16 protein-coding genes, 1 tRNA gene and 2 pseudogenes are annotated in these 18,711 nt (G+C 58.7%); 9 read left to right on the forward strand and 10 right to left on the reverse strand.

The window, feature by feature from the left end; genetic code table 11:
- Positions 1-145: 145 nt before the first annotated feature.
- The 3 genes from J3P85_RS06590 to J3P85_RS06600 all read left to right on the forward strand — a co-directional run bounded on the left by J3P85_RS06590 (position 146) and on the right by J3P85_RS06600 (position 3,331).
- A complete protein-coding gene (locus J3P85_RS06590) occupies positions 146-1,495 on the forward strand; it encodes a diguanylate cyclase domain-containing protein (RefSeq protein ID WP_434576600.1) in 1,350 nt (449 codons plus the stop codon).
- A 344-nt stretch (positions 1,496-1,839) separates the two neighbouring features.
- Positions 1,840-2,343 carry a DUF4142 domain-containing protein gene (locus tag J3P85_RS06595; RefSeq protein WP_434705278.1) on the forward strand — a complete coding sequence of 168 codons (504 nt, stop codon included), beginning with the start codon at positions 1,840-1,842 and terminating at the stop codon, positions 2,341-2,343.
- 79 nt (positions 2,344-2,422) lie between these two features.
- A complete protein-coding gene (locus J3P85_RS06600; protein WP_207965300.1) occupies positions 2,423-3,331 on the forward strand; it encodes an SDR family oxidoreductase in 909 nt (302 codons plus the stop codon).
- A 45-nt stretch (positions 3,332-3,376) separates the two neighbouring features.
- On the opposite strand, the gene J3P85_RS06605 is transcribed toward J3P85_RS06600, so the two are convergent.
- Entirely contained in the window at positions 3,377-3,781 is a 405-nt protein-coding gene (locus J3P85_RS06605; RefSeq protein WP_186704519.1) for a low affinity iron permease family protein, read from the reverse strand.
- 177 nt (positions 3,782-3,958) lie between these two features.
- Between J3P85_RS06605 and J3P85_RS06610 the strand changes: the two genes are divergently transcribed.
- Positions 3,959-4,105, forward strand: a complete 147-nt coding sequence (locus J3P85_RS06610) for a hypothetical protein (RefSeq protein WP_186704520.1) — start codon at positions 3,959-3,961, stop codon at positions 4,103-4,105.
- 135 nt (positions 4,106-4,240) lie between these two features.
- Here the strand turns inward: J3P85_RS06610 and J3P85_RS06615 are convergent, their stop codons facing one another.
- The 3 genes and pseudogenes from J3P85_RS06615 to J3P85_RS06625 all read right to left on the reverse strand — a co-directional run bounded on the left by J3P85_RS06615 (position 4,241) and on the right by J3P85_RS06625 (position 5,954).
- Positions 4,241-4,651 (reverse strand): type II toxin-antitoxin system HicB family antitoxin, encoded by a 411-nt coding sequence (locus J3P85_RS06615; protein WP_053119286.1) that lies wholly within the window; start codon positions 4,649-4,651, stop codon positions 4,241-4,243.
- Positions 4,652-4,691: 40 nt separating this feature from the next.
- Positions 4,692-4,868 (reverse strand): annotated as a pseudogene (locus J3P85_RS06620) (type II toxin-antitoxin system HicA family toxin); the annotation flags it as partial.
- A 456-nt stretch (positions 4,869-5,324) separates the two neighbouring features.
- The gene (locus tag J3P85_RS06625; protein ID WP_434705279.1) at positions 5,325-5,954 is read right to left on the reverse strand and encodes a LysE family translocator; all 630 of its coding nucleotides are present in this window, start codon (positions 5,952-5,954) and stop codon (positions 5,325-5,327) included.
- Positions 5,955-6,099: 145 nt separating this feature from the next.
- On the opposite strand from J3P85_RS06625, the gene J3P85_RS06630 reads away from it, so the two are divergent.
- The 3 genes from J3P85_RS06630 to J3P85_RS06640 all read left to right on the forward strand — a co-directional run bounded on the left by J3P85_RS06630 (position 6,100) and on the right by J3P85_RS06640 (position 12,298).
- Positions 6,100-6,573 carry an Lrp/AsnC family transcriptional regulator gene (locus tag J3P85_RS06630; protein WP_434705280.1) on the forward strand — a complete coding sequence of 158 codons (474 nt, stop codon included), beginning with the start codon at positions 6,100-6,102 and terminating at the stop codon, positions 6,571-6,573.
- Positions 6,574-7,057: 484 nt separating this feature from the next.
- Positions 7,058-11,431 (forward strand): beta strand repeat-containing protein, encoded by a 4,374-nt coding sequence (locus J3P85_RS06635; RefSeq protein WP_434705281.1) that lies wholly within the window; start codon positions 7,058-7,060, stop codon positions 11,429-11,431.
- A 672-nt stretch (positions 11,432-12,103) separates the two neighbouring features.
- Entirely contained in the window at positions 12,104-12,298 is a 195-nt protein-coding gene (locus tag J3P85_RS06640; protein ID WP_434705282.1) for a hypothetical protein, read from the forward strand.
- A 509-nt stretch (positions 12,299-12,807) separates the two neighbouring features.
- Here J3P85_RS06640 and J3P85_RS06645 read toward each other — a convergent pair.
- The 5 genes and pseudogenes from J3P85_RS06645 to J3P85_RS06665 form a co-directional block, all read right to left on the reverse strand.
- Positions 12,808-12,881 (reverse strand) — tRNA-Gly (locus J3P85_RS06645).
- A 160-nt stretch (positions 12,882-13,041) separates the two neighbouring features.
- On the reverse strand, positions 13,042-13,926 hold the full coding sequence (locus J3P85_RS06650) for an alpha/beta fold hydrolase (RefSeq protein WP_434705283.1): 885 nt from the start codon (positions 13,924-13,926) through the stop codon (positions 13,042-13,044).
- A 310-nt stretch (positions 13,927-14,236) separates the two neighbouring features.
- Complete coding sequence (locus J3P85_RS06655) at positions 14,237-14,929, reverse strand: pseudouridine synthase (protein WP_434705284.1); 693 nt, start codon at positions 14,927-14,929, stop codon at positions 14,237-14,239.
- Between the two features lie 35 nt (positions 14,930-14,964).
- A complete protein-coding gene (locus J3P85_RS06660; RefSeq protein ID WP_434705285.1) occupies positions 14,965-15,183 on the reverse strand; it encodes a cysteine-rich CWC family protein in 219 nt (72 codons plus the stop codon).
- Positions 15,176-15,781, reverse strand: a pseudogene (locus J3P85_RS06665) (GGDEF domain-containing protein); the annotation flags it as partial. The gene J3P85_RS06660 and the pseudogene J3P85_RS06665, both read right to left, overlap by 8 nt.
- 390 nt (positions 15,782-16,171) lie before the next feature.
- Between J3P85_RS06665 and J3P85_RS06670 the strand changes: the two are divergent.
- On the forward strand, positions 16,172-16,573 hold the full coding sequence (locus J3P85_RS06670) for a hypothetical protein (protein WP_207965312.1): 402 nt from the start codon (positions 16,172-16,174) through the stop codon (positions 16,571-16,573).
- 181 nt (positions 16,574-16,754) lie between these two features.
- Here J3P85_RS06670 and J3P85_RS06675 read toward each other — a convergent pair whose 3' ends face one another.
- Positions 16,755-17,867 carry an enoyl-CoA hydratase/isomerase family protein gene (locus tag J3P85_RS06675; protein ID WP_434705286.1) on the reverse strand — a complete coding sequence of 371 codons (1,113 nt, stop codon included), beginning with the start codon at positions 17,865-17,867 and terminating at the stop codon, positions 16,755-16,757.
- A gap of 131 nt (positions 17,868-17,998) precedes the next feature.
- On the opposite strand from J3P85_RS06675, the gene ung reads away from it, so the two are divergent.
- Positions 17,999-18,691: a uracil-DNA glycosylase gene (ung, locus tag J3P85_RS06680; protein WP_434705287.1), complete on the forward strand. Its 693-nt coding sequence runs from the start codon at positions 17,999-18,001 to the stop codon at positions 18,689-18,691.
- The last annotated feature ends 20 nt before the right edge of the window (positions 18,692-18,711 follow it).

Here is an 18,711-nt window from a genome sequence, read left to right on the forward strand (position 1 = left end):
GATATCGACGCTCATCCCCTACGGTTGATTGCCTGCGCTATCCTCATCGGTATTGGCCGCGTCGGTTTCGCTGGTTGTGTCGGCGTCACGAACTGACCATCCCCCGCTTCGCTCACCGCTGCATTACCGGATGACCTCCAGCCCCATGGACACTTCAAGTTCCGCGCCGCTGGCCAGCTACATCGACCTTCTGCTGGACGCCGTGTGTGCCGTCGACGGTCAAGGGCGTTTCGTGTTTGTCAGTGCCGCCTGCGAGCGTATTTTCGGCTACACCCCGCAGGAGCTGATCGGCCAGCCGATGATCGATCTGGTGCACCCTGCCGACCGCCAGCGGACCCTCGAGGCGGCGCGGGAAATCATGGGGGGCGAGCCCAAGCTCAATTTCGAGAACCGCTACCTGCGCAAGGACGGGCGGGTGGTGCACATCCTGTGGTCGGCGCGCTGGTCGCCGGTGGACCAACTGCGCATTGCCGTGGCCCGGGACATCACTGAACGCAAGCAGGCCGAGTCCCGGCAAGCGGCGTTGTATGCGATTTCCGAAGCGGCCCATGCCGCGGCTGACTTGCTGGCGCTGTTCAAGCGCATCCACCTGATTATTGGCGAGTGGCTGCCGGCGCTGAATTTCTCGGTGGCGCTGTATGACGAACAATGCTCACAGTTGAATTTCCCCTATCACGTCGATGACCGGGAAGGGCAACCCGAATTGCCGGGCACGGTCACCGGGCGTTTGTGTGCCGAGGTGATTCGCAGTGGCCAGCCGATCCTCCTGACGCCCGGTGGCAGTGCGTTGCCAGCGGGGTTCGACGACTTGGTGGCGCAACCGGACGCGCCATGCTGGCTGGGCGTGCCGCTGAACGCCCAGAGCGGCACGATTGGCGCGCTGATCGTCAAGAGTGCGCCGGACAACGAACGCTACACCGAACAGGACAAGGAGCTGTTGCAATACGTTTGCGCACAAATCACCGTCGCCATCGAGCGCAAGCAGTTGCACGCCCGGTTGCAGCACATGGCTCAGTACGATCAGTTGACCCAGGTGCCCAACCGCGAATTGCTCCGTGAACGGTTCAAGTGCGCAGTGGCGGCCGCTCGTGCTGCATCCGGGCGAATGGCCTTGCTGTATATCGACCTGGATCGTTTCAAGCAGGTCAACGACACCTATGGCCACGGCGTGGGCGACATGCTGCTGCAAGCGGTGGCCAGTCGCCTGAAGGGCTGTATCCGCGACACCGACACCGTGGCGCGTATTGGTGGAGATGAATTCGTGGTCCTGTTGCACAGCATCCAGGCCTTGGAGGATGCCCATCGCGTGCAGGACAAAATCCATCATGCGCTGGCCCAGCCGCTGCGTCTGGACGGGCATTGCTTGAGCATCGAACCGAGCATCGGCGTGGCCTGCTTTCCCGACCATGGCACTGAAGACATTGCACTGTTCCGCCACGCCGACGAGGCGATGTATGCCGCTAAACGCCACAATCACCGGGCGTTCGGCATCTGAAAATGCGTCACCGTTCGTCGTGGCGCCCGCAGCTTTCTCAAACCTTCAGCCTGCATCCCATTCGAATATAGGGCAGGGCCCGCGCGCCCGGCATTCACGAATACGGAGGGCTGAACCATGCCTGGTTCAAGCAGTATTTATCCGACAAACAGTGCCCATGATCGAACGAAGGTGTCCGAAGCAGGTCGCAAAAGTGGGAGAACCACCATCACGACCGTCGATCGAAACCCGCCGAAAGCCGAAATTGGCCGAAAGCCGGGTCGGACGTCTCGCTGAATATTCAGGGTTGGTTCTGATTCAAGGTGGATAACCCACCAGAACTTTTATCAGAGGAGGGCGCGATCATGAGCCGTATGGCCAGTTTATTTCGCACCACCAGTCTCGTCGTGCTGATGGGCCTGGGTGCCAACAGTGCCTGGGCCCAATCGCCTGCCGAATTCATCAACGATGCTTCCGCCAAAGGCATGGCCGACATCGAGACCAGTCGCATGGCCCACGGAAAAGCCGAATCCAGGGAGGTCAAGGACTACACCATCATGGTGATCAACGACCGCACCACCGCCAATCAACACCTGGCGAAGATTGCCAAGAAACTCGACTTGCCCGTCGCCCCCCGGGAAGAAGTGGCTGACAAGGCCAAGACGCTGATTCCGCAGGTACAGGAAGGCGAGTCGTTCGAGGCCGCGTATGCCGCCACCCAGATCAAGGCCACCGAGGAGGCCATCGCGCAGATCCAGCAGGAAGCCCAGACCACCGAAGTGCCGGAAATCAAGGCTTTCGCCGACGAAACCCTGCCTAAATTGCAGACCCATCTCGAAATGGCCAGGGCGCTGCAGGCCAGCCGTTGACCTGCCGCATCTGGTTTTACATTCAGGACCGGGGCGTCAGCGTCCCGGCAGATTTTGCCCGCCGAAAAGGAGAACCTCGATGTCCACACGCCGAGAACCCAACCAATACGCGATGCAGAACCCACTGACCCAATATCCGCGCCCGGAATTTCCCGACCAACCGCAATCGCCGCCTGGCATCGATCAGGACATGCTGCCGCAACCCGATCATGGCGAAAAAAGTTACCAAGGCTTCGGCCGCCTGGAGGGGCGCAAGGCGCTGGTCACCGGTGGTGACTCGGGGATTGGTCGCGCCGCGGCGATCGCCTACGCCCGGGAAGGTGCCGATGTGGCGATCAATTATCTACCCAGCGAAGAGCGCGACGCCCGGCAAGTCATCGAGTTGATCGAGGCCGAGGGCCGCAAGGCGATTGCGATTCCTGGCGACCTCAAGGACGAAGCGTTCTGTGTGCAAATGGTCAAGATGGCGCAACAACAGCTCGACGGGCTGGATATCCTGGTAAACGTTGCCGGTAAGCAGGAAGCGCAAAAAGACATTGCCGACATCACCACCGCGCAATTTGACGACACCATGAAGACCAACATCTATGCGATGTTCTGGATCTGCAAGGCTGCGGTGCCGCTGATGCCGGCGGGAGCGACCATTATCAATACCGCCTCGATCCAATCCTACGACCCGTCCGCGACCTTGCTGGATTACGCCACCACCAAAGCGGCCATCGTAGCGTTTACCAAGGCGCTGGCTGGGCAGGTCATTGGCAAGGGCATCCGGGTCAATGCCGTGGCACCGGGGCCGATCTGGACCGTGCTGCAACCGAGCGGCGGTCAACCTCGGGAAAAGATTCCCACCTTTGGCTCCCAGGTACCGATGAAGCGCCCGGGCCAACCGGCCGAGTGCGCGCCGCTCTATGTCCTGCTGGCATCGCAGGAGTCGAGCTACATCACCGGGGAAGTATTTGGCGTAACGGGCGGTAACCCGTTGCCTTGATACCTGACAGATGCGCGAGTGGTTGGCGCCACTCGCGCATAGGCATCAGCACTGGTTCAGGTCGATCTTGTTCTTTTGTTCCACGCCATCAAGGCCCTTGGCTTCGTCCTTGCCCATGTCTTGATAGCGCTTGCGCAGCGCCTCAAGTTGCTTGAGGTCCAGCGACTCGAGGCCGAGCATTGCGTTCTGTGCGTCCTTGGACGCCCGCAGCAATTCATCCACTTTCAAATGCAAGATGTCCGTATCGCGGTTCTGGGTGTTCTGGATCAGGAACACCATCAGGAAGGTGATGATGGTGGTCGAGGTGTTGATGATGAGTTGCCAGGTGTCGTTGAAGCCGAAGAAAGGTCCGCTGGCGGCCCAGATCGACAACAACACGATGGCGCCTAGAAAGGTTTTGGGACTCCCGGCCCAAAGGGATAGCTTTTGCGCGATTTTTGCGAACGTCATTGCCGTGTTTCCTTATTGGATGCACCTGTCTGGTGTGACAGCAACGAGTCGGCGAAAATTCTACTTACATTTCAATCGCAAACATCCGTCGACGTTCATCGTCCGGCACGAAGACAGTCGCAACCATTGCCACGCTCGCAGGTCACTCCTTAAAGCCCCCCAGCATCGGAGTCCATCATGAATTTCGCCCGCACTTTCTGCCTCGCCTGCTGCCTGTTCGCCCTGCACGGCTGCTTCGACAACTCGGATAACGAGACCAAGGACAATACTGACGGCACCAAGTCTTCGGTGCAGATGCAGGAGTCCAAGTCAGAAAATAAATAGCCCTGGCATGGCTATGTAAAAACTGTGGGAGCGAGCTTGCTCGCGATGGCTGTGTGTCAGGCACTCAGGATATTGCTGACTCGACGCCATCGCGAGCAAGCTCGCTCCCACAGATGTGTGTGTCGTCAATATTGTTCACCGGCCTTGCTGCAACACCTTCAGCGCTGCCGACGCCAGGAAGCCGGAGCGGCTCTTTTCTTCAGGATGGTGCAACACATATTCATCGATACGATTGAGCAGGTAGCCGGGCAGCGTGATGTTGAGTTTCTGCGCCTTGCCCAGGTATTTGGTCACATCGATGTCCACCAATGCCCAGGTGCAACCGGCATACTGCGGATTGGCGGCGTGCAAGGTGACGGTGTTGGCCGGTGGAATTGGCGAGCCGTCTTCGGCCAGAATTTCAAAGTGCCCCTCGATGGCCTCCCGCGCCATCGCCATGGCCTCGTCCAGGTCATCACCTGCGGAAAAACACCCCGGAATATCCGGCACTTCAACACCCCAGGCGTGCTTGTCATCACCCATGGAAATCGCAATCGGATAAAGCATATTCATCGTCCTCCGGGAACGTCGCGCAACGGGCCGGCTGAAGCAGCGCCTGTTGCAAAATACTGATGGCCGTTTTCTTGAGCAGGTCCTTCTTCGGATGAGGAACCGTGACCAACCCCGGTTTGGTCGGGTGCTTGAAGTGATGGTGACTGCCTCGAACCCGCACCAGATACCAACCGTCTGCAATGATCTGGCTTATCAAAAATCGGCTATTCACAACACCTCCGTGTGGTGTGCTTGGTAGGTACTATACCTACTGAAAATGAATGATCAACACTATAACCACCGAAGGTGACCTCGGCAGGCACGCGCAGTCGCTGCAACAAAGTCTAGAAGCGGCGGCGCGCAAGGGCGGCGGAGGGGAGGACGGGTTTATTTCGGGATGTGAAACCGGGCGAAAATGCTTGTGTGTGACGAGGGAGCTTGCTCCGTTGGGGCAAGCAGCCTGGATCTTTAGCCGCTGCTGGAGAGTGCAAAAAACCGGCAGGCCACTTTGGACTAATGCCATTGAGTAAATAAACGAAACCTGTGGGAGCGAGCTTGCTCGCGATGGCGGCGGCACAGTCAACATCATCGCAAGCTGACCCGACGCATTCGTCTGCGAAGCAGCCCCGGATATCGGCTCAGTTTGCCTGGCGCTCACTCGCGAGCCCGATCAGTTTATCCACCGGAACTATGACTGCTGCACAAACGTCAGCCGCACCGCAAACCCAATCAAAAGACTCCCAAACACCCACTGTTGTACGCGCTGTGCCGAAGGCGAGCGATGAAGCCAACGCCCGAGTGCGACGCCGACCAACGCGTAGGCGCAGTCGAACAGCAGGCCGACGCCGACCAGCACCACGCCCAGGATCGCGAACTGCCCCAGCACCGGCCCGGCCTGTGGATCGATGAATTGCGGTAACAACACCGAGCAAAACAGCAAGGCCTTGGGATTGAGCAGGTTCGTCAGCAGCCCGCGTTGAATGGCCTCGTAGTAATGCCGTTTTCCAACCTCGACAGTGGCGCCTTCAAAGTTCGGCAGCAACGTGGTCCGCAGGCATTGAAAGCCAATCCATAACAGGTAGGCAGCACCCGCCAGGCGCACAACATCGAAGGTCCATGGCGCGGTCTTGAACAAGGCCGAAAGCCCTAGCGCCGCCAATCCCACATGACACCCGCGGGCAACTCCCAGGCCCACCGCCGTCGCCAACGCCGCGCCCCTGCCCTGACGGGCACCGGTTTGCAGCAGCAGGATCATGTCCGGCCCGGGCAACAGATACGCCACCGTCAACGCCATCAAAAACAACCCGAGCCCTGCCATGCCACACCCCTTTGATCAACGATTCGCAAGTGCCAAGTCTATGGCTGACGGGCAGGGCAGGTGGTTGCGAAGACAGCTTCTAAAGCATCGGAAATTGGCATAACCTGCCAAACATCAGCGTCACTCAATCGGGAAATGCCAAGTCATGAAACTGGACGCCTTCGACCGCAAAATCCTCGTCGCACTGCAACGCGACGGGCGCCTGAGCAACGTGCAACTGGCTGAAGAAATCGGCTTGTCCCCGTCACCCTGCCTGCGCCGCGTGCGGATGCTCGAAGAGGCGGGGGTGATTCGTGGTTACCAAGCCGTCCTGGACCGCGACGAAGTGGGCCTCGGGCTGACGATCTTCGTCGGCGTCAAGGTTGAACGGCACAACGACGAGCGAGCCGAAGCATTTCGCCAGGCAGTGACGGCATTGCCCGAAGTGATCTCGGCGTTCCTGGTATCGGGCGAGTCGGATTTTCTATTGCAAGTCGTGGTGCCGGACCTGCGGGCATATGACCGTTTTGTCACGGGACAGTTGTTGAAGTTGCCCGGGATCAGCGATATCCGGAGTAACTTTGCGATTAATACGGTGAAGACGCCGGGGGCGTTGCCGTTGGGGCATTTGCCAAATTGAGCGCTCCGCGCTCAAGCGGGAGCAAGCTCCCTCGCCACAGGGCTCATTTATTCCCAAGCCGTATTGTCTCTCTTCCCTGTAAAGATCCTGCTGTCGGGTTTGCGCAACGTCTCGCGATAGTCGTCAGCACGCTACCCTCCCTAGGCATCAGACTCTTGTGTAAGGTGATGTTGTCGTGCTATCACGCAAGGACGTTCGATGCCCGGTTAACTTCCCAGTAGGGGAGGCGTTTTGGATGGAACTCAGCATGGATCGGCTGCGCCTACACGCAATGGATCGTAAGAAATCAAACATGTCCCGTTTTTTCACATCGGGCGGTTTTGTCGTGCCTGAAATTTAATAAATGACACTTAAATTACCCCATTGTCTAGACGAAACCTCCGCTCAAGCTTTACTGGCCACAGCCGAAATTCTTGCTGCGGTTTTCTAAACAAACACTGATTTTACGAGACCTCCTCTACCATCCTTAAAGCAAGGAAGAAAAATGGCAGTTATTAATGGAACAGCTGGCGCAGACGCACTGATTGGCACCGCAGGGGATGATGAAATCAACGCTCTGGGCGGGAACGATGTAATCAAGGGCACTGCTGGCGCAGACAAAATCGATGGCGGTGCGGGTTTAGATACCGTTGACTATTCAGCATCTACTGAAGGTATCAGTATCGATTTGCGCCAGGGCACTGGACTTGTTGGACGGGGTGGCGACGCAGAGGGGGATACGCTCATTGGTATCGAAACCGTCATAGGCTCTGCTTTCAACGACGTGCTTTCCGCAGGTCCGTACACCATCGCCACAGCGGTACGGCTGGAAGGCGGGGCTGGCGACGACATCTACAACATCAACATGGGCCAGACTCCCACCATCATCGAACAGGCCGGTGGCGGCGACGATGAAGTCCGCGTGTCGGTGATCAATCCCAGCGGCACGGTCCTGGCGGCCAACGTCGAACGCATGACCTACGTTGGCACAGGTGCATTCATCGGTTACGGCAACGACAGCGACAACATCATTACCGGCGGTTCGGGTAACGACACGCTGTACGGTGGCGCGGGCGCGGATCAGTTCATTGGCGGTGCCGGCCATGACATCGCGGGTTATACCGACAGCAAGGAAGCGGTGACGATCAACCTCAAGACGGGTGTGCATAGCGGGATCGCGGCAGGTGATACCTACACCGACATCGAGGCGATCAGGGGATCGAACTTCAACGACACGTTCGTGGGCGATGGTAGCGGTATTGATTTCGACGGCGGTGCCGGAGTCGACACGGTCGATTACTCGGGCTCGACTGCCGGGGTAAACGTCAATGTCCGTCTCGGGACGGGCACCGCAGGAACGGGCGGAGATGCCGAAGGTACTATTTTAACGGCTATCGAAACGGTCATCGGCTCTGCCTACAACGACGTGCTCTCCGCAGGTCCGTACACCATCGCCACAGCGGTACGGCTGGAAGGCGGGGCTGGCGACGATATCTACAACATCAACATGGGCCAGACTCCCACCATCATCGAACAGGCCGGTGGCGGCGACGATGAAGTCCGCGTGTCGGTGATCAATCCCAGCGGCACGGTGCTGGCGGCCAACGTCGAGCGCCTGACCTACGTTGGCACCGGCGCATTCATCGGTTATGGCAACGACAGCGACAACATCATTACCGGCGGTTCGGGCAACGACACCCTGTTCGGCGGCGCGGGCGCGGATCAGTTCATTGGCGGTGCCGGCCATGACATCGCGGGTTATACCGACAGCAAGGAAGCGGTGACGATCAACCTCAAGACGGGTGTGCATAGCGGGATCGCGGCAGGTGATACCTACACCGACATCGAGGCGATCAGGGGATCGAACTTCAACGACACGTTCGTGGGCGATGGTAGCGGTATTGATTTCGACGGCGGTGCCGGAGTCGACACGGTCGACTACTCGGGCTCGACTGCCGGGGTAAACGTCAACGTCCGCCTTGGGACGGGCACCGCAGGAACGGGCGGAGATGCCGAGGGCACCATCTTAACGGCTATTGAAACCGTCATCGGCTCTGCCTACAACGACGTGCTTTCCGCAGGTCCGTACACCATCGCCACAGCGGTACGGCTGGAAGGCGGGGCTGGCGACGACATCTACAACATCAACATGGGCCAGACTCCCACCATCATCGAACAGGCCGGTGGCGGCGACGATGAAGTCCGCGTGTCGGTGATCAATCCCAGCGGCACGGTGCTGGCGGCCAACGTCGAGCGCCTGACCTACGTTGGCACAGGTGCATTCATCGGTTATGGCAACGACAGCGACAACATCATTACCGGCGGTTCGGGCAACGACACCCTGTTCGGCGGCGCGGGCGCGGATCAGTTCATTGGCGGTGCCGGCCATGACATCGCGGGTTATACCGACAGCAAGGAAGCGGTGACGATCAACCTCAAGACGGGTGTGCATAGCGGGATCGCGGCAGGTGATACCTACACCGACATCGAGGCGATCAGGGGATCGAACTTCAACGACACGTTCGTGGGCGATGGTAGCGGTATTGATTTCGACGGCGGTGCCGGAGTCGACACGGTCGACTACTCGGGCTCGACTGCCGGGGTAAACGTCAACGTCCGCCTTGGGACGGGCACCGCAGGAACGGGCGGAGATGCCGAGGGCACCATCTTAACGGCTATTGAAACCGTCATCGGCTCTGCCTACAACGACGTGCTTTCCGCAGGTCCGTACACCATCGCCACAGCGGTACGGCTGGAAGGCGGGGCTGGCGACGACATCTACAACATCAACATGGGCCAGACTCCCACCATCATCGAACAGGCCGGTGGCGGCGACGATGAAGTCCGCGTGTCGGTGATCAATCCCAGCGGCACGGTGCTGGCGGCCAACGTCGAACGCATGACCTACGTTGGCACAGGTGCATTCATCGGTTATGGCAACGACAGCGACAACATCATTACCGGCGGTTCGGGCAACGACACCCTGTTCGGCGGCGCGGGCGCGGATCAGTTCATTGGCGGTGCCGGCCATGACATCACGGGTTATACCGACAGCAAGGAAGCGGTGACGATCAACCTCAAGACGGGTGTGCATAGCGGGATCGCGGCAGGTGATACCTACACCGACATCGAGGCGATCAGGGGATCGAACTTCAACGACACGTTCGTGGGCGATGGTAGCGGTATTGATTTCGACGGCGGTGCCGGAGTCGACACGGTCGACTACTCGGGCTCGACTGCCGGGGTAAACGTCAACGTCCGCCTTGGGACGGGCACCGCAGGAACGGGCGGAGATGCCGAGGGCACCATCTTAACGGCTATTGAAACCGTCATCGGCTCTGCCTACAACGACGTGCTCTCCGCAGGTCCGTACACCATCGCCACAGCGGTACGGCTGGAAGGCGGGGCTGGCGACGACATCTACAACATCAACATGGGCCAGACTCCCACCATCATCGAACAGGCCGGTGGCGGCGACGATGAAGTCCGCGTGTCGGTGATCAATCCCAGCGGCACGGTGCTGGCGGCCAACGTCGAACGCATGACCTACGTTGGCACTGGCGCATTTATCGGTTACGGCAACGACAGCGACAACATTATTACCGGCGGTTCGGGCAATGACACCCTGTTCGGCGGCGCGGGCGCGGATCAGTTCATTGGCGGTGCCGGCCATGACATCGCGGGTTATCTCGACAGCAAAGAAGCCATGAGCATCAACCTCAAGACGGGTGTGCATAGTGGGATCGCGGCAGGTGATACCTACACCGGAATCGAGGTGGTCAGAGGGTCGAATTTTAACGACATATTCTATGGCGGTAGTTCGTCCATGATGCAGGATGGCGCGGGTGGCGTGGATCTAGTCACTTATGAACAGTCTGACAGCGCGGTGACAATCGACCTGACCAATGGCTCTAACACAGGGGAGACTGCTGGTCATACCTACGCGAACATTGAAATGTTCCAAGGCAGCAATTTTAACGACACGCTATCGGGCTCCGGTCTGAAGGATATCTTCATCGGTGGAGCCGGCGCCGATGTAATCGATGGTCGCGCAGGTCTCGACAGTGCTTTTTATATTACAAGCACAACAGGCGTCTCGATCAACTTGCAGACTCAAATCAATCAAGGTGGCGATGCCGAAGGTGATGTATTGCTCAACATCGAACATGTGTTGGGCAGTCACTTCAACGATGTCTTGGTTGGAAACACAGGTGTCAATTATCTGGAGGGCGGATGGGGCAACGACGTCATCGACGGCGGGGACGGCAATGATTACCTCTACGGTGGGCTGACTTCGTCGATAGGGCCTTTCAAAGTCGCTAGCTCGGCGAATGGGCCGCAGGCAGACATCCTGTATGGCGGCAACGGTAACGACACCATCGTCACGGCTGCCAGCGACGAGGGTACTCAAGCCTACGGTGAGGCCGGAGGTGACGTTATCACTGTGGCACATGGCACGGCTGATGGTGGGGAAGGCAACGACTTGTTGACCGGTACTGGCGTGAACTTTTCACTGTCGGGAGGTCTGGGGGATGACAGGCTGATATTGCAGAACGACGGTTTTGCCAACGGTGGTGAGGGTGACGATACCTACACCGTCAATACTCCAACGTTAGTGACGATTCAGGACGACGGCATCAGCAGCGGCGACACATTGGTTCTGTCATACATCAGCAGTTCTGAACTGTTGGCTGATCGCATCGGCGATGACCTTTATCTGCACCGATCAAGCTTTGATCCAGGACAGACACCGGAAGAAGGTGTGCGCCTCAAGGATTGGTATGCCGGTTACGACACCATCGACCAGATCCAGACAGCCGATATGCAGCTCATCACTCTGTCGGGCGTTAACCAGTTTGCCAATGATCTGTTTTCCTAAGCAGCAGATAGCGTTCTTGCTGAGCAACGAACGACACAATTAGGCGCCCAAGATACAAAAAGCCCCGCTGCGAAAAGCGCCGGGGCTTTTTGTTTTGCCGTCAGGTGGGAATCGTGCCGGCTCCCAATCTCAAAGGGATTGTCTATCTATTTTTTCTCGGCTTCTTTTCTAACTCCAACTTCCGGTCTAGGCGTAATGACTTACACAACGTCATCGATCACAGAAAGGTCTAGTAAGCGCACCCCCTACGCAGTTTTCGGATTTTGCCTACAAATCTCCCCCGGGGCCATGCCATACGTGGCGAGGGAGCTTGCTCCCGCTGGGCTGCGCAGCAGCCCCTCTCGTGAGCGCTTCGCACTCAAGCGGGAGCAAGCTCCCTCGCCACGGGACTCATTTTTCTCAGGGTTATTTCCGGGATTGGCTCTACCTAAAAACAAGGGCCAACAAACCGATCAGTTGACCGAAAAGCAGTTGATTCTCTGTCGTACGCAGGTCTCTGATTTTGCCTACAAACTAAGAGGCAGCCGCCCGCTATCCACAACTGCTCAGATAGGAAATAGTACTCCACGAACGAACATACGATTGGCAGTGAGCGGTTGACGTCCGACGGATTTTGCCGGCTTCGCGGTAAGCGACGTTAGGACGATGGCTTAAACCCTGGAAGAATGATCGATGCTTCGGAATGACCTCGATAATTTAGAGCTCGATAAACTTTTGATCGAAACCCGAAAGTTGTTGGCGGAGACTCGCAAGCTTACGGCCGAAGAAACGAAGCTGAAGAGCGAAGCCTTCTGGTACCCATACGCAGTAGGGACAGGGGTAGCGACCGCCATTGTCGCTGTTGCGGGTTTTGGAATTAAAATCTGAGCGCTGGTTCGCCACAATGAGCCAATGCTCTCCCTGCATTACGGGTACTTGAGCTCTGCACGCACGCGGCTCACATTGTTCGAAAGGGTTCACAGACTCAGCAAGGGCCGCGGCCTCAGAGGGGAAAGAAACATGCCTACACCTCGTAGTTATCGAGCAAGCATCGAGCAATTGCATCAAGAAGTAGAGGCGTTAGCTGAGGAGATGAGACGCCCGGCGCCGACCACAGTCCGCGTTATGTTGTTGCCATTCAGCATCGGGGTTACGTTCGCCCTGACCTTGTTCGCCGTCGTCGCTTTTGTCGCAAAACATGTTTGATTGTCTGTCGCTCAGATACTTTTTCGGCATAGCCTAATTCGATTGGGTCGGCACGCTTGCCACCCTGGATCCTCGGCGCGACCGTCGGGGACGCAAACCCCACAAAACACCAGACCAAAAAAAACCGGCCACCAAGAGCCGGTTTTTTTAATCCCTCGTCAAAAACACGCAACGCGGGACCAGAATTCGATTGGAGCGGGTGAAGGGAATCGAACCCTCGTTATCAGCTTGGGAAGCTGGAGTAATGCCATTATACGACACCCGCTCAGAGCGGCTGACTTTGTACCAGATGTGGGCACGGATTTGAAGTTTTTCTTCGCATCGTGTGCGACCAGTCGTCTACGCGAGCCTCAAACCAGAGCGGTCGTTGGCGGGCAAGCCCCTGTGCTGAAGTGGGAAAGGGGCTTGCTCGCCAGGACTCGGTTTCAGATGGCCAGTGCATGGTAGCCCTGCACGTAGCTGTAGCGCGGTCGGCTTTCGTGGGGTTCCGGTGTGAGGAAACCCATCAGGGCGTTGCGGCTGTCGCGGCAGGCGGCTTTGTGTTCCATGTCCAGGAAGTGCCCGGTGGCTTGCAGCGTGCTGAAGGTGCTGTGCTCGACGTGGTTGGCGAACAGCCTGGCGTCGTCGGCCGAGGTGTATTCATCCCATTCGCCGTTCAGGAACAGCACCGGCACGTTGATTTTCTTGGCCGCGTTGACATAGCACTGCTGGTCGCTGTGGAGCACATCGGTGATGTGGAAGTGCATCTGCCCGTACTCGTGCTCGGCCAGGCTGCTGACATGGCGATAGTTGAAGCGCTTGAACAGCGGCGGCAGATGCTTGCCGATGGTGCTGTTGACCAAGTGGCCGACACGGTCTCCGTCCAGGCTGCTCAGGTAGTCCACACCACGCTCCAGATAGTCGCGCATCGGCGCATTGAGCACCGGCGAGAATGAGCTGATCACCGCTTTTTCGATGCGTCGTGGCCGCTGGGCCAGGGCGCTCAGCGTGGCGGCGCCGCCCCAGGAAAACGACAGCACGTGCTCGGCGGCGAAGTGGTCGATCAGTTCCAGGAGGATCTGCCCTTCGATCTCCTTCGTCAGCATTTTCTCGTGCCGATTGTGGGCCTTTGACTTGCCCGCGTAGGGCTGGTCGTACAGCACGACGTTGAATTGCGGGTAGAGGTTTTTGGCGGTCTGTGCAAACGACGCGGTGGTGGCCATTGAGCCGTTGACCAGGATGATGGTCTTTTGTGCGGCGTCTGCGCGATAGAACTCCGTGTAAACCCGATACTGACCCTGTATATCCAGCACAGCGATTTCTGGCCTCATGTCATAAGACTCCTGGCAAGCGGGTATGCGCGCAATAAGATTGCACGGGCAATGTGACAGGTAGGCATACGCCTGGAAGATAAGGCCCATGTCGATCCATGAAAGCCGGTCGACGGGTATTGTTATGGCGGGCAGTTTGCCGGGCGGATAAGGCGGAACCTGAGGGTTCCCGCCGGCAAAAAGTTTCTTAGAGGTATGAGGTGACTCGTCGGTCACATTTCGGCCGACGGTTTGATTCAAGCAGGGGGGCGACCGTTGCGCAAGTCCCTATCGGAAAATTGTTCGACACTTCTGCCCAGCGGTAGCGGGCTCAGATGAGCTGGACTTCTTCAGGGCGCAAGGCCCGGTATTGGCCAGGCGCTAGATGGGCGTCCAACACCAGCGGCCCCATGCGCTCGCGGTGCAGGCGCAGCACCTTGTTGTCAAAGTGGCCGAACATGCGTTTGACCTGATGGTAACGCCCTTCCACGATGCTCAAGCGCGCCGACTTTTCCCCCAGCAGTGTCAGTTCTGCCGGCTGGGTGGTGAGGTCTTCGAAGGCGAAGTACATGCCTCGGGCGAAGGTGTCGGCGTAGTCGGCGGTGATGGTTTGCTCGGTTTCGACGTAGTAGACCTTGGGCAGTTTAGTCTGCGGTTGGGTCAGGCGTCGGGACCAGGTTCCATCATTGGTGATCAGCATCAGCCCGGTGGTGTTGAAATCCAGGCGCCCGGCGATATGCAGATCGTCCTTGTCCGGTTCGTCCAGCCAGTCGAGCACGGTAGGGTGTTGCGGATCGCGCGTGGCGCTGACACAGCCGGGGGGCTTGTGCAGCATGAAGTAGCGCGTAGGTCGACCGGCTTGCAGCACGTCGTCGTCGACTTCGACGCGACTGAACTCACGTACCGGGGCATGGGGATCGCTGACGGTCTGGCCGTCGATTCGCACTCGGCGTTCCACCAGTAACAGGCGCACTTGTTGGCGATTGAATCGCGGCAGATTGCTGAGGAAACGGTCGACGCGCATGGGCAGTTCAGACAGGGCAGCGGAGGGCGGGCATCTTACGCGATTGGCCGGGGCTTGGCGCGCAACTGGGCGTCGACCTGCGCGCAATGCGGGCACAGGCAGGACTGATCCCGCAGCTCGGCCGGCAATGCTTCGAGCACGGCCGGGTCAATGCTTACGCTGTAGCACCAGCAGGGCCGGTCGGCGGTTCGAGGGTCGGCCAGCGTGCAGTCGTTGGCGCCGCCGCAGGCCGGGCAAAGGTCGGGTTTATTCATAGCTGGAGTGAGGCATTTCCACACAGGTTCGGTTGCACCCGGTTTGCCGGGCGCGTTGCAGCGCATGATCGGTCCGCGACAGCAGGCTGTGCAAGGTGTCTTCGTCTTGTAGCGTGGTGAGGCCGAGGCTGACGGTAACCCGCAGTTGCTTTCCACTGCAGAAATAGCGCTGCTTTTCGATGTGCTGACGAATTTTCTCTGCGATTTTCAGACCGGTCTGTCCATCGGTGTCCTTGAGCAGGACGACGAAGGCGTCGGCGCTCCAACGACACACGATGTCCGAATGCCGCAGGCTCTCCGTCAGGTTGCGAGCGAAGCCGGTAAGCAGTTGATCGGTGGCGATATGACCGTGGGTGCTGTCCAGCTGCTTGAAGTCGTCCAGCTCCACCAACAGCGCCGTCAAGGGTTTGGGTTCGCGCTGGGCTTCGTGCAGGGCTTGCACGGCCAGCAGGTCGAAGCCACGGCGGTTCGGCAATTCGGTCAGGCTGTCGAGGGTGGCCTGGGCGTCAATGCGCTGTTGGTAACTGTTGATAAGCCGATAAAGGATGGCCAGGACCGTCAGCGTCACGAGCACGCCGATCAGTAGATTCACGAACAACGTCTTGAGGATGTGATCGCGTACCGAGGCATGGGCGGCGTAATAGCCCAGCACCGTAATGATCAGGAAACCAGAACCGAGCAGCGCCGCCACGGCCAGGAGCGGCTTGCGCTGGGAATATAACGGCGAACGGAGCGACATGGCGATTCCCTTGGCGCAGACCCAATGAAATCAGTTTAGTGGCCTTGTGGGAAAAGACATTCGGATTTGCCACGTTTGTGGGGGCATTCAAAATAGTGGCCGAAACTGGGCAAAGCGCCACATGTTTCAACTTATTGCACAAACGCACCAGATTCCAATTCTGCTGTCTGAGTAGGTGTCAGTCACACAACGTTGACTGCCGCCCATCAGCGTCGCTGATGTGGCCCATTCGCGGTCCAGGAGGCCGCCATGTATCGACGACTGCTGCTCATTGCGTTTCTTGGCCTGACTCTTTCGGCATGCGTGCCCTACTACGACGGAGACTCGAGCTACTACCGTTCCGAGGTCTACACCTCACCGGCACCGGTCTATTACAGCGGTGGCGGGAGTTACTATTCGGCACCGCGCGGCTATTACGCTCCGCGGTACTACCAACCGGCGCCGCGCTATTACTCGGCACCGCGTTACTACCAACATGGCCCACGCCATTACTCGCCACCGCGAGCGGCGTACCGGCCTTATCCACACCGGGGCGGCTGGGACGGTCGCGATCGGGGTGGCTGGAACGACGACCGTCGTGGCCGTGGCGGACGTGACCGTGGGCATGATCATCGGGGACGGGGTCATGATGGACGGGGCAATCATCGGTAATGGACTGGCAGCAAAAAGCGGCGCATGAAGCGCCGCTTTTTTGTGCCTGCGATAACCTCGACGGAATACCACTTGTGGGAGCGAGCTTGCTCGCGATGGCGTCAGGTCAGCCAGTATTCATGTGTCTGACATACCCTATCGCGAGCAAGCTCGCTCCCACAGGGATCTCCTTCTGGCTTGCTTATTCATTGGACAAGTCCGCCAATGGATGCCGTCCTTCCCACACCTTGTGAAAGTGCGCCTCGACCGCTGCTTCAGGCACACGGTTGATATCCGGCCAGTGCCAGCGCGGTTTGTGGTCCTTGTCGATCAAACGCGCCCGCACGCCTTCGCTGAATTCAGGATGACGGCAGCAGTTGAGGCTCAAGGTGTATTCCATCCGGAACACACCGGCCAAGGACAAATGCCGGGCCCGGGCAATTTGCTCCCAAACCAGATGTGCGGTCAGCGGTGAGCCTTCGCTCATGGTCTTGGCGGCCCGGGCGATCAGCGGATCGGGGTGGTCTACCAACAGGCTGAGGGCTTTCCAGGCGCAGCGTACATCACTGACATCCAGCCACTCGTCGATTTTTGGCCGCCGCGGCAGCCATTGGGCTTCGGGCAATTGGGTGATGGCTTCCTGTTGCAAGGCCTTGAGCAAGCTGTTGAGCTGCATCTCGGTCTGTTCCTGCCAGTTGAGTTGCAGCAGGCCTTCGATCAAGTCGTCCTGTTGTTCGTCCAGCAGAAAGCGGTCGGCCAGGCCCAGGTCGATGGCGTCCCGGGCGTTCATGTGGGCGCCGGTCAGGCCGAGAAACAGCCCGAGTTTGCCGGGCAGGCGCGACAAGAACCAGCTGGCGCCGACATCCGGGTACAGGCCAATGCTGATCTCCGGCATCGCCAGGCGGCTGCTGGGCGTGACGATGCGGGTACTGGCGCCTTGCAGCAACCCCATGCCGCCGCCCAGTACATAACCGTGGCCCCAGCACAGTAGGGGTTTGGGGTAGGTGTGCAGGTTGAAGTCCAAGCGGTATTCCGCTGCGAAGAATTGCGCCGCCAGCGGTGGTACTTCGCCGGGATGCGCGCGGCAGGCCTCCACCAGGCTGCGCACTTCGCCGCCGGCGCAGAAGGCCTTGGCGCCGTTACCACGCAACAGCACACACACGACCTGCGGCTCTCGGGCCCAGGCATCGAGGCGATCACGCAAGGCGTTGATCATGGGCAGGGACAGGGCGTTCAGGGATTTTTCGGCATCCAGCGTGGCGATGCCGATACGGGCACCGTCGATGCCGGTGAGTTCTTCGAAGTGCAGATTCATCGTGACCTCGATCAGAAATTTGAATGTTCAGTATGACCGCTGCGTGGGAAAGTGCCGGTTCTGCGTCAGATCAATTGACAAGCCCTGTAGGCTTTCCTAGGGTGCGCCCATTGTTTTTACCGGATGCAACCATGACTGCTGACGACCGTATCAAACTCGAACCGAGCTGGAAGCAGGCCTTGCGTGCCGAGTTCGACCAGCCCTACATGGCGGAGTTGCGCGAGTTTTTGCGCAGTGAATACGCCGCCGGCAAGGAAATTTATCCACCGGCACCGTTGATTTTCAATGCCCTCAATTCCACGCCGCTGGACAAGGTCAAGGTGGTGATTCTCGGCCAGGATCCGTATCACGGTCCAGGCCAGGCCCATGGCTTGTGCTTCTCGGTGCAACCGGGCGTGCCGACGCCGCCGTCGCTGGTGAACATCTACAAGGAATTGAAGCGCGATTTGAACATCGACATCCCGAATCACGGTTACCTGCAAAGCTGGGCCGACCAGGGTGTGTTGCTGCTCAACACGACCCTGACCGTCGAGCGCGCCAATGCCAACGCCCATGCCAAGAAAGGTTGGCAACACTTTACCGACCGGGTCATCGAAGTGGTCAGCGAACACCAGCCGAACCTGGTGTTCCTGCTTTGGGGCGCCCATGCCCAGAGCAAGCAGAAACTGATCGATACGACCAAGCATTTGGTGTTGACCTCGGTCCACCCGTCACCGCTGTCGGCCCACCGAGGCTTCATCGGCTGCGGGCATTTCAGCCGGACCAACAAGTTTCTCCAGCAGCATGGCGAGCAGCCGATCGAGTGGCGGTTGCCGCCGATTTAAACGGTTGGCAATAAAGACCC

It is taken from the genome of Pseudomonas sp. Z1-12 (assembly GCF_051132015.1).
Lineage (GTDB): Bacteria > Pseudomonadota > Gammaproteobacteria > Pseudomonadales > Pseudomonadaceae > Aquipseudomonas > Aquipseudomonas zanjanensis.

What these genes read in the sequence shown, in the direction of transcription:
- J3P85_RS06610 (WP_186704520.1), top strand. Translation starts at nt 3,959, where the DNA reads ATGAATTTCGCCCGCACTTTCTGCCTCGCCTGCTGCCTGTTCGCCCTG.
- J3P85_RS06615 (WP_053119286.1), bottom strand. Translation starts at nt 4,651, where the DNA reads ATGCTTTATCCGATTGCGATTTCCATGGGTGATGACAAGCACGCCTGG.
- J3P85_RS06675 (WP_434705286.1), bottom strand. Translation starts at nt 17,867, where the DNA reads ATGAATCTGCACTTCGAAGAACTCACCGGCATCGACGGTGCCCGTATC.
- J3P85_RS06595 (WP_434705278.1), top strand. Translation starts at nt 1,840, where the DNA reads ATGAGCCGTATGGCCAGTTTATTTCGCACCACCAGTCTCGTCGTGCTG.
- J3P85_RS06655 (WP_434705284.1), bottom strand. Translation starts at nt 14,929, where the DNA reads ATGCGCGTCGACCGTTTCCTCAGCAATCTGCCGCGATTCAATCGCCAA.
- J3P85_RS06590 (WP_434576600.1), top strand. Translation starts at nt 146, where the DNA reads ATGGACACTTCAAGTTCCGCGCCGCTGGCCAGCTACATCGACCTTCTG.
- J3P85_RS06660 (WP_434705285.1), bottom strand. Translation starts at nt 15,183, where the DNA reads ATGAATAAACCCGACCTTTGCCCGGCCTGCGGCGGCGCCAACGACTGC.
- J3P85_RS06635 (WP_434705281.1), top strand. Translation starts at nt 7,058, where the DNA reads ATGGCAGTTATTAATGGAACAGCTGGCGCAGACGCACTGATTGGCACC.
- J3P85_RS06640 (WP_434705282.1), top strand. Translation starts at nt 12,104, where the DNA reads ATGCTTCGGAATGACCTCGATAATTTAGAGCTCGATAAACTTTTGATC.
- ung (WP_434705287.1), top strand. Translation starts at nt 17,999, where the DNA reads ATGACTGCTGACGACCGTATCAAACTCGAACCGAGCTGGAAGCAGGCC.
- J3P85_RS06630 (WP_434705280.1), top strand. Translation starts at nt 6,100, where the DNA reads ATGAAACTGGACGCCTTCGACCGCAAAATCCTCGTCGCACTGCAACGC.
- J3P85_RS06670 (WP_207965312.1), top strand. Translation starts at nt 16,172, where the DNA reads ATGTATCGACGACTGCTGCTCATTGCGTTTCTTGGCCTGACTCTTTCG.
- J3P85_RS06605 (WP_186704519.1), bottom strand. Translation starts at nt 3,781, where the DNA reads ATGACGTTCGCAAAAATCGCGCAAAAGCTATCCCTTTGGGCCGGGAGT.
- J3P85_RS06600 (WP_207965300.1), top strand. Translation starts at nt 2,423, where the DNA reads ATGTCCACACGCCGAGAACCCAACCAATACGCGATGCAGAACCCACTG.
- J3P85_RS06625 (WP_434705279.1), bottom strand. Translation starts at nt 5,954, where the DNA reads ATGGCAGGGCTCGGGTTGTTTTTGATGGCGTTGACGGTGGCGTATCTG.
- J3P85_RS06650 (WP_434705283.1), bottom strand. Translation starts at nt 13,926, where the DNA reads ATGAGGCCAGAAATCGCTGTGCTGGATATACAGGGTCAGTATCGGGTT.